We start from the raw sequence: 8,977 nt of genomic DNA, 5'->3' as shown, positions 1-8,977 counted from the left end.
GATCTGTAGTGGGCGGGGCTGGGGCGTCTTGCCTGTCGATTCCGGTGTCGATTCCGGTGTCGATTCCGGTGCATACGCTCCCAACCGCTGCCGGTGCTGGCGAAAGTCGCGTGGGGGCGGGTTAGCGCGCTTTGTGGACCGCCAAGGCCACCAGCTGCCCATCTCGTTCCACAAAGGCAGACCCGCGCACCGGATACGCGCACTTTGAGAACCCCTCAACCGTTTCAACACGCTCTGCGTGGTTGGTGGGTACTCAAAGATGCGCGACGTGCTCAAAGGTGCGCGGCTGGCCGGTCCGGTGGCTGGGGGTGGATGGCGAGGTCGGCGATCGCGCCTTCGCTGCTTGGGGTTGACGGACTGTGGCTGGCGGGAGAAAAGCGCGACGTCCGGAACGGCGGCCGTGTAATTCGCCAGCTGGGGCTGGGCGGTGGAGTGCAGACCAGCAGTGGGTGATCGGGGCTGAGGTTGGCGTCGGGGCTGGGGAGTTCTGCCTGTCGATTCCGGTTCATTGCGCTCCCCAGCCGCGGCCATCGCTGGCGAAAGCCGCGTTGGGGCGGGTTAGCGCGCTTTGTGGATCGCCAAGGCCACCAGCTGCCCATCTCGTTCCACAAAGGCAGACCCGCGCACCGGATACGCGCACTATCCCGCGCTTTGTGCACGCCCCTCATCTTTGGGAACGCACCAACCATCCGTGCCCCGAAAAAGCGGTCGGTGGCTGCCCAAAGATCCACGCCGCGCCCAAAGAGCAGCCGACCCACCTTTGTGCCCGAGCACGATCCGGCTATCTGCTACCTTGAATGAACGTTCATTCGGAGGAGGAGTGAGAGATGGCTTGGACCGCAACCGACATCCCTGACCAGCACGGCCGTACGGCGGTCGTCACGGGCGCCAATGGCGGGCTCGGCCTGGTGACGGCCAAAGCCCTCGCGGCGAAGGGCGCTCACGTGGTCATGGCCGTGCGCAACCAGCAGAAGGCCGCGGCAGCCGTCGACGAGATCCGGGCAGCGGTCCCGGACGCCTCGCTCAAACTGGTCGCGCTCGACCTGTCCACACAGGCTTCGGTACACGAAGCAGCCAAGGAGATCCTGGCCGCGCACAACACCATCGACCTGCTGATCAACAACGCGGGCGTGATGGCGATCTCCGAGGCGCGCACCGTCGACGGTTTCGAGATGCAGTTCGGCGTCGACCACCTCGGCCACTGGACCTTGACCGGCCTCCTCCTGCCAGCACTCCTGCGCACCGACGGGTCCCGTGTGGTGACGGTGACCAGCACGGCGCATCACATGGGTAAGCCGGTCGACGTGAACAACCCGCATCTGGACGGCCGCTACGGAGCCTGGCGCGCGTATGGGCAAGCGAAGCTCGCCAACTTCCACTTCGGCCTCGGGCTGGACCGCCAGCTCAAGCAAGCAGGAGCCCGTACGGCGAGCCTCATCGCGCACCCCGGCTTGTCGGACACCGACCTGCAGTCGGTCAGCGTGGCCGGCTCGGGCGGTGGCTTCAGCCAACGGATCGCCCACGCAGCGACCCGACGGACCGGCATGTCTGCCGACGACGGCGCGCTACCGCAGTTGCGCGCGGCAACGGATCCGGCAGCCAAGGGCGGCGAGTTCTACGGCCCGCTCTTCGTGAACAACGGCCGACCAGTCCGCAAGCCGATCCTGCGCCAGTTCGGGATGGACCAGGCCATCGCTAAGCTCTGGAGCGTGTCCGAGCGAGAGACCGGCGTAGCGATCGCCACCAATGGCCACTGACCGAGCGGTCGCCGTACGGACGGCTCTGCGTACTCTCGTGGCCCGCAACGGGTTTCACGGCGCTTCGATGAGCGCGGTCGCGCGCGAGGCCGGCGTCGCGACCGGTACGGCGTACACGTACTACGCGTCCAAGGACGACGTGGTGCTGGCCGCCTACACGGAGACGAAGGCGGAGCTCGGCGAAGCGGCGGTGGCCAAGCTGGACGAAGCCCTTCCGCCCGAGCAGCGGTTCCGCGCGCTCTGGCTCGCCTGCTATCGACACCTGAAGGCGAACCCGACGCACGCCCAATTCCTCTTGCAGGTCGAGCACTCGCCGTACCGGGGGCCTGCGCACGAGGCCGCGCTCAGCAACCCTGACGACCCGTTCCTGGCCCAGGTGACCCAGCCGGACATCGCTGCGCGGCTGCGCCCGTTCCCGGTCGATGTGCTGTACGAGCTCGCGCTCAGCCCGGCCATCCGCCTCGCAGCCAACGGCATCGAGCTGACACAGTCCCAGCTCGATGAGATCGCCGACGCCTGCTGGCGAGCGGTCAGCTGACAGTGACGTCCAGTACGCCGATCACCTTTTCCAGGCGAGCGGCGACTCGGCCGGCGTCGAAGCCGTTGCCGGCGACAACGATCCGCAGGGTGCTCGCCTCGAGGCAGAGCGAGAGGTGGCGGACGTCGTACGGGTTGAGCAGTACGGCGATGCGCGCGAACATGCCGACGGTCTCGACGATGTCTGCGGTGAAGACAGTCATGACCGGGGCGGCGACCGCGGCCGGAGCATCGAGGACGGTGGTCATCGGGCTACCTCCTTGTGACGCAGGAGGCCGTAGGTGAAGCCGTCGACGAGGGCCTCCCAGGATGCCTCGACGATGTTGTGGCCGACGCCGACCGTGACCCACGAGCCTTCGCCGTCCGCGGTCTGGATCAGGACTCTGATCACCGCGTCCGTGCCGTGGCCCTGGTCGAGGATTCGGACCTTGTAGTCGACCAGCTCGAACTTGTTCACCACCGGGTAGGCCCGCTCGATCGCGGTCCGCAGCGCGTGGTCGAGGGCGTTCACCGGGCCGTTTCCTTCACCGGTGACGATCTCGCGCTCTCCCCCGGCGACCAGCTTCACCGTCGACTCCGAGACCGCCTCACCGTCGGCGCGGGACTCGGTGATGACTCGCCAGGACTCGACATCGAAGAACGACGCACGCTCGCCGGCGACCTCTTCGGTCAGCAGCAGCGAGAACGACGCGTCCGCGGCCTCGAACGTGTAGCCGCGGGCCTCCATCTCCTTGACCCGGTCGGCGACCCGGCTGACCAGCTCGCGGTCGTTGCCGAGGTCGAAGCCGAGCTCGCGGCCCTTCAACTCGATGCTCGCCCGGCCCGCCATCTCCGAGACGAGCATCCGCATGTCATTGCCGACCAGGCTCGGATCCGTGTGCTGGTAGAGATCCGGGTCGACCTTGATCGCGCTGGCGTGCAGCCCTGCCTTGTGGGCAAAGGCGGACAGGCCGACGTACGGCTGCCGGGCCGACGGCGGCACATTCGTCACTTCGGCGATCGCGTGCGCGATCCGGAACGAGTCGGCCAGGTTGCCGGCCGGCAGGAGTTCCATCCCGCGCTTGAGTTCGAGGTTGGCCACGACGGCCAGCAGGTCGGCGTTCCCGGTGCGTTCGCCGTACCCGTTGATCGTGCCCTGGACGTGCGTGACGCCGGCCTCGACGGCGGCGATCGAGTTCGCCACCGCGCAACCGCCGTCGTTGTGGGCGTGGATCCCGAGCCGGGCGCCTGTGTTCTCCAGTACGTCGCGGACGATGTCCTGCAGCTCGCGCGGCAGCGTCCCGCCGTTCGTGTCGCAGAGGGCCACCACATCGGCGCCGGCTTCAGCCGATACCCGTACTACTTCGAGCGCGTACGCACGGTTTGCGCGGTACCCGTCGAAGAAGTGCTCGGTGTCGAGGAAGACCCGCAGCCCGTTCTCCCGCAGGTGCCGGATCGTCTCGCCAACCATCCGCAGGTTCTCGTCGAGCGTCGTCCGCAACGCGCGCTCCACATGCGCATCGTGGCTCTTGGCAACGAGTGTGACGACCGAGGCCCCGGACTCGCGCAGCGCGGCGACCTGTGGGTCGTCGGCCGCCGCTGTCCCCGGCTTGCAGGTCGCGCCGAACGCGGCGAAGGTCGCGTTCCGCAGATCCAGCTCGGTCCGCGCCCGCTGGAAGAACTCGGTGTCCTTCGGTACGGCGCCCGGCCAGCCACCCTCGATGAATCCGACGCCGAGGTCGTCCAGGTGCTGCGCAATGGCGATCTTGTCGGCCACGGACAGCGCGAGCCCCTCCTGCTGCGCACCGTCGCGCAGGGTCGTGTCGTAGACGTGGAACTCGTCGGAGATGCTCATGAGAGGCCTTCCGGTGATGCTGGCGAGTCGGGCTGTGGAGTCTGTTCGAGGCAAACAAAAAACCCCCCGCAAGGTGCGAGAGGTCCACGCGCTCAGGTACTGCCGCTGAGCGCGTCTAGGTAATAATCACCCGGTGGTTGTTCATGACAATTCGCAGTCTGCCACACAAAACCCGTCGGGTAACGAGACTGTCTCGCATCACGAACATCCAGTACGCGCTTCAGTACTGGGGAGTAGTCAATAGTTCAGTAGTGCCGTTCAGGCGGTCAGCGACCAGCCCGGCTCGTCCCACGCCGTGTAGAAATCGTCACGCGACAACTCCCGCAGCCCCCAGGCCGCCCGGTCCAGCGCCTTGTCGGTGAGCATGCCTTCGTCGTCCTCGATCCGCTGCCACCAGTACCGCGTGATCTCGCCGTCCTCGCCGACCCCGAGCTGCCGGACGACGACCCACTCCCGCTCGTGCCAGACCGCCTCGAACAGCCAGTCCGTCCCGTCGTCGGCAGCCAGCGCGCCGAACGTCCGCGGCGCAGTCCCCCGGTCCAGCTCCCGGACCAGATCCACGGTCGTCCGGACCGCGACGATGGTCTCGTACGACCAGTCGCGACGCTGAGCGAGGTCCGTGTAGTAGGCCTGGACGTCGTCGGGAAGGCTGCTCATGCCACCTGACCTTATCGGGCCGGTCTCGGCCAAATGGCCACTTCGGCCTGAGAAGATCCTGTGAAGTACCAACATCACAGGGAGTTCGCAATGAGTGACGAAGCGCAACGTGAGGCGTTCGAGCACGAGATCCGTACGGCGCTCTTCCAGCCGGCCGGTGAGTTCCGCCAGCGTCAGTTCCGGATGATGCTGTTCACCACGGCGACTGCACTCCTCGCGCTGCTCGCCCCGACCTGGTACGTCGTTACGTCGAACGACCCCATGCCGCACCTGGTCGACACCCACAGCGGGATCTCGCTGTTCGCCGGCGCCGGGGATGCGATCACCGGCGGCCCACTCGGACCTGTCCCGGTGCTCGTCTACATCCTGCTCGCCGTCACGCTCATGCTCGTCCGGGCCGCAACCGTGACCGGCATCCTGGCCTCGCTCGCCGGTGCGGTGATGACCATCGTGATCGTGGTGAACCGGCCCGAGTCCAAGGGCACCACCGAGGTCGAGTGGACCGGTGCTCTCGTTGTGGTCATCGCCCTGTGGTTGCTCTCGGCAGCTATCTGCGGCACCGCCAGCTCCGCAGCACGCCGCTGAACAAACGCCCTTCCCGCCCCGAAAGGCCAACCATGAAGATCCTCCTGACCGCCCTCCTTGCCCTCGGCACCGCTGTGCCGGCCGCGAACGTCGAGATCACGCCAACGAGCGTCACCGCGAGCACCAGCGACGCCAACGTCGCAACCAATGCCGTCGACAACAATTATGCGACCCGCTGGTCGGGTGATGGCGACGGCGCGACGCTGACACTCGACCTCGGCGCCACCAAGACGGTCAGCCACCTCAAGGTCGCCGCCTACAAGGGCGACGAACGCAAGAACGACTTCGAGCTGCAGGTGCTCAACGGGTCGACCTGGACCACCGTGTACGACGGCCTCAGCAGCGGCTCCAGCACGGCGCTCCAAACCTTCGACTTCACCGACCAGGAAGCCTCGAAGGTCCGGTACGTCGGCCACGGGTACCAACTGAATTCCGGCGGCACGGGGACCTGGAACAGCATCACCGAGATCGAGGTCTGGGGCAGCGGTGGTTCCGAACCAGGCCCGCAGGTGCCGGCCGACGTGCTCGACCTGACGAACTGGAAGGTCACCCTGCCGACCGGTTCGAACGAGAGCCCGACCGAGATCAAGCAGCCCGCACTCGACAGCTACTCCAACGATCCGTTCTTCAAGGTGGTCGGTGACGGCGTCCAGTTCCGGGCCCCGGTCAACGGCGTCACCACGAGCGGTTCCAGCTATCCGCGCTCGGAGCTGCGCGAAATGAACGGCAGCAGCAACGCGAGCTGGTCATCCACCTCGGGGACGCACACTCTCGTCGTACGGGAGTCTTTTGATCATTTGCCGGCCACCAAGCCGCACCTTGTCGGGGCTCAGATCCACGACTCTTCCGACGACGTCACCGTGTTCCGGCTGGAGGGCAGCAGCCTCTACATCACCAGCGGCGACACGACCCACCACAAGCTCGTGACCAGCTCGTACGTGCTCGGGACCGTCTTCGAGGCCAAGTTCGTGGTCAACGGCGGCCAGACAAAGGCCTACTACAACGGCGTCCTGCAGACCACGATCAGCAAGAACTTCTCCGGCGCCTACTTCAAAGCCGGTGCCTACACCCAGGCGAACTGCTCGAATTCGTCGCCTTGCGCCGACAGCAACTACGGCCAGACGACCCTGAAAAGCGTGACCGTCACCCACTCGTAGCGGGTGACGGTCACGGAGGTCAGCAGACCTTGGTCATCCAGTTGTGCGGGTCGGCGGCGCGACCGTACTGGACGTCGAGGAGGGCGCTGCGGACGGCGGCGGTGACCGGGCCACCGTTGCCGTCGGCCACCTGGACCTCGCCGTCCTTCCACTTCAGGGAGGCGACCGGGGTGATGACCGCGGCGGTGCCACAGGCGAAGACCTCGCGGATCTTGCCGGAGGCCGCGCCGTCGCGCCACTCGTCGACCGAGATCTTGCGCTCGGCCACCGAGTGGCCGAGGTCGGTGACGAGCTTCAGGATCGAGTCCCGGGTGACGCCCTCGAGGATCGTGCCGGACAGCTCCGGGGTGACGACCGAGTTGTCGTCGAGGACGAAGTACAGGTTCATCCCGCCGAGCTCTTCGACCCACTTCTTCTCGATCGCGTCCAGGAAGGCGACCTGGTCGCAGCCGTTCTCGATCGCTTCGGCCTGGGCCAGCAGCGACGCGGCGTAGTTGCCGCCGGTCTTGGCCGCACCCGTGCCACCGGGGGCCGCGCGTGTGTACTCCTCGCTCAGCCAGATCCGGACCGGCTTCACACCGCCGCTGAAGTACGACCCGGCCGGGGACGCGATCGCGCAGTACGTCACCTGGGCAGACGGGCGGACGCCGAGGAACGGGTCCGATCCGAACATGAACGGGCGCAGGTACAGCGAGGTCTCACCGCCGCTGGGCACCCAGGCCTGATCCAGCTCCACAAGAGCCTTCACCGACTCCAGGAAGGCGGCCTCGGGCAGCTCCGGGAGCGCGAGCCGGCGGGCCGACTTCGCGAACCGGGCCGCATTGGCCTCGGGGCGGAACATGTGGATCGAGTCGTCGGGATGACGGTAGGCCTTCATCCCTTCGAAGATGGTCTGGGCGTAGTGGAACACCGAGGTCGCCGGAGACAGCTCCAGCGGTCCGAAGGCGGTGATCCGCGCGTCGTGCCAGCCCTTGTCCTTCGTCCACGAGGCGATCGCCATGTGGTCGGAGAAGTTCTGCCCGAAGCCTGGGTTCTCCAGGGTCGAGGCACGCTGGTCGTCGCTGGCCGGTTGGGTGTTGGGCTCAACGGTGAACTGCAGGTCGCTGCTCATAGCGGCACCGTACCTGTTAGCTGACTGGTCATGCGAGCATCACCTTTCAGCCGGCAGCGCGCTTGGCGATCGCGTCGCCAACCTCAGCGGTGGTCCGGACACTCCCCGTGCGCTCCTCGATATCCGCAGTGACGGCGTCCTCGATCGCCTTCGCTGCCTCGGCCAGGCCGAGGTGCTCGAGCAGCAGCGCCGCCGACAGGATCGCCGCGGTCGGGTCAGCCTTCTGCTGGCCGGCGATGTCCGGAGCGGAGCCGTGGACCGGCTCGAACATGCTCGGAGCGGTCCGGTCCGGGTTGATGTTGCCGCTCGCGGCCAGGCCGATACCGCCGGTGATCGCCGCGGCCAGGTCGGTCAGGATGTCGCCGAACAGGTTGTCGGTGACAATCACATCGAACCGGGCCGGGTCGGTGACCAGGAAGATCGTTGCCGCGTCCACGTGCAGGTAGTCGACCGCGATCTCGGGGAAGTCGGCCTTCACCTTGTCCACGGTCCGGGTCCACAGGTGGCCGGCGTGCACGAGGACGTTGTTCTTGTGCACGAGCGTGAGCTTCTTGCGCGGCCGCGCCTGGGCCCGGGCAAACGCATCCCGCACGACGCGCTCGACGCCGTACGCCGTGTTGACCGACACCTCGGTGGCGATCTCGGCCGGCGTCCCGACGCGCAGTGCGCCGCCATTGCCGATGTACGGGCCTTCGGTGCCTTCCCGTACGACGACGAAGTCGACCTCACCGGGGTTGGCCAGAGGGGAGCCGACCGACGGGTAGATCTTCGAGGGGCGCAGGTTCACGTAGTGGTCGAGAGTGAACCGCAGCTTGAGCAGCAGACCGCGCTCGAGGACGCCGGACGGGACGCTCGGGTCGCCGACCGCGCCGAGCAGGATCGCATCGTGCTTGCGAATCTCCTCGAGCTCGGTATCCGGGAGCGTCTCACCGGTGGCATGCCAGCGCTTCGCGCCGAGGTCGTACTCGGTCCGCTCGAACGTCACGCCGTGCTGGGCGGCGACCGCGTCGAGGACCTTGAGCGCCTCGGTGGTGACCTCCGGTCCGATCCCGTCGCCGGGAACGACGGCCAGCGTGAAGTTCTTGTTGGTGCTCACTTCTTGGGTTCTCCCCCATTGTCGCGGCGGTTCATGGCCTCTTGGACAGCCTTGACCTCGTCGCCGGCCGGACGCGTGGGTCGGCGACGGCGCGCCGCCTTCCGCTCCGATGCGTCGATCGCGGGCCAGTTGGCTGGATACATGTCGTACATGCTGCACTCTCCCCGGTTGGTCATGGGCGGCAGGATGGGTCCGAATTTACTCTGGCGTACGACTATTTCGCCACCATGCGGGCATCTGATC

General features: G+C 67.0%; 10 protein-coding genes. 4 read left to right on the top strand and 6 right to left on the bottom strand.

The window, feature by feature from the left end; translation table 11 throughout:
- Positions 1–827: 827 nt before the first annotated feature.
- Positions 828–1,757: an oxidoreductase gene (locus E1263_RS27115; RefSeq protein ID WP_132172307.1), complete on the top strand. Its 930-nt coding sequence runs from the start codon at positions 828–830 to the stop codon at positions 1,755–1,757.
- Positions 1,747–2,295 (top strand): TetR/AcrR family transcriptional regulator, encoded by a 549-nt coding sequence (locus E1263_RS27110; protein ID WP_132172305.1) that lies wholly within the window; start codon positions 1,747–1,749, stop codon positions 2,293–2,295. Before E1263_RS27115 ends, E1263_RS27110 begins: the two co-directional genes overlap by 11 nt.
- On the opposite strand, the gene E1263_RS27105 is transcribed toward E1263_RS27110, so the two are convergent.
- The 3 genes from E1263_RS27105 to E1263_RS27095 all read right to left on the bottom strand — a co-directional run bounded on the left by E1263_RS27105 (position 2,288) and on the right by E1263_RS27095 (position 4,785).
- Positions 2,288–2,542, bottom strand: coding sequence for a hypothetical protein (locus tag E1263_RS27105; RefSeq protein WP_132172303.1), 255 nt, complete (start codon positions 2,540–2,542; stop codon positions 2,288–2,290). The two genes, E1263_RS27110 and E1263_RS27105, sit on opposite strands and share 8 nt — an antisense overlap.
- Positions 2,539–4,128 carry a citramalate synthase gene (gene cimA / locus E1263_RS27100; protein WP_132172301.1) on the bottom strand — a complete coding sequence of 530 codons (1,590 nt, stop codon included), beginning with the start codon at positions 4,126–4,128 and terminating at the stop codon, positions 2,539–2,541. The genes E1263_RS27105 and cimA overlap by 4 nt, the downstream gene beginning before the upstream one ends.
- Before the next feature lie 258 nt (positions 4,129–4,386).
- The gene (locus E1263_RS27095) at positions 4,387–4,785 is read right to left on the bottom strand and encodes a hypothetical protein (protein ID WP_132172299.1); all 399 of its coding nucleotides are present in this window, start codon (positions 4,783–4,785) and stop codon (positions 4,387–4,389) included.
- 90 nt (positions 4,786–4,875) lie between these two features.
- Between E1263_RS27095 and E1263_RS27090 the strand changes: the two genes are divergently transcribed.
- Together E1263_RS27090 and E1263_RS27085 are read left to right on the top strand one after the other, a co-directional pair.
- Positions 4,876–5,370, top strand: coding sequence for a hypothetical protein (locus E1263_RS27090; protein WP_132172297.1), 495 nt, complete (start codon positions 4,876–4,878; stop codon positions 5,368–5,370).
- A gap of 32 nt (positions 5,371–5,402) precedes the next feature.
- Entirely contained in the window at positions 5,403–6,527 is a 1,125-nt protein-coding gene (locus tag E1263_RS27085; protein ID WP_132172295.1) for a polysaccharide lyase family 7 protein, read from the top strand.
- A gap of 19 nt (positions 6,528–6,546) precedes the next feature.
- Here the strand turns inward: E1263_RS27085 and E1263_RS27080 are convergent, their stop codons facing one another.
- The 3 genes from E1263_RS27080 to E1263_RS27070 are packed head-to-tail and all read right to left on the bottom strand — an operon-like array spanning position 6,547 to position 8,910.
- The gene (locus tag E1263_RS27080) at positions 6,547–7,638 is read right to left on the bottom strand and encodes a branched-chain amino acid aminotransferase (RefSeq protein WP_132172293.1); all 1,092 of its coding nucleotides are present in this window, start codon (positions 7,636–7,638) and stop codon (positions 6,547–6,549) included.
- 46 nt (positions 7,639–7,684) lie between these two features.
- Positions 7,685–8,734 carry a 3-isopropylmalate dehydrogenase gene (locus E1263_RS27075; protein WP_132172291.1) on the bottom strand — a complete coding sequence of 350 codons (1,050 nt, stop codon included), beginning with the start codon at positions 8,732–8,734 and terminating at the stop codon, positions 7,685–7,687.
- Positions 8,731–8,910 carry a hypothetical protein gene (locus E1263_RS27070; RefSeq protein WP_132172289.1) on the bottom strand — a complete coding sequence of 60 codons (180 nt, stop codon included), beginning with the start codon at positions 8,908–8,910 and terminating at the stop codon, positions 8,731–8,733. Before E1263_RS27070 ends, E1263_RS27075 begins: the two co-directional genes overlap by 4 nt.
- Positions 8,911–8,977: the final 67 nt, after the last annotated feature.

Source organism: Kribbella antibiotica (assembly GCF_004349055.1).
In the GTDB taxonomy this organism is placed as follows: Bacteria; Actinomycetota; Actinomycetes; order Propionibacteriales; family Kribbellaceae; genus Kribbella; species Kribbella antibiotica.
This window is presented reverse-complemented; position numbering and strand designations above follow the sequence as displayed.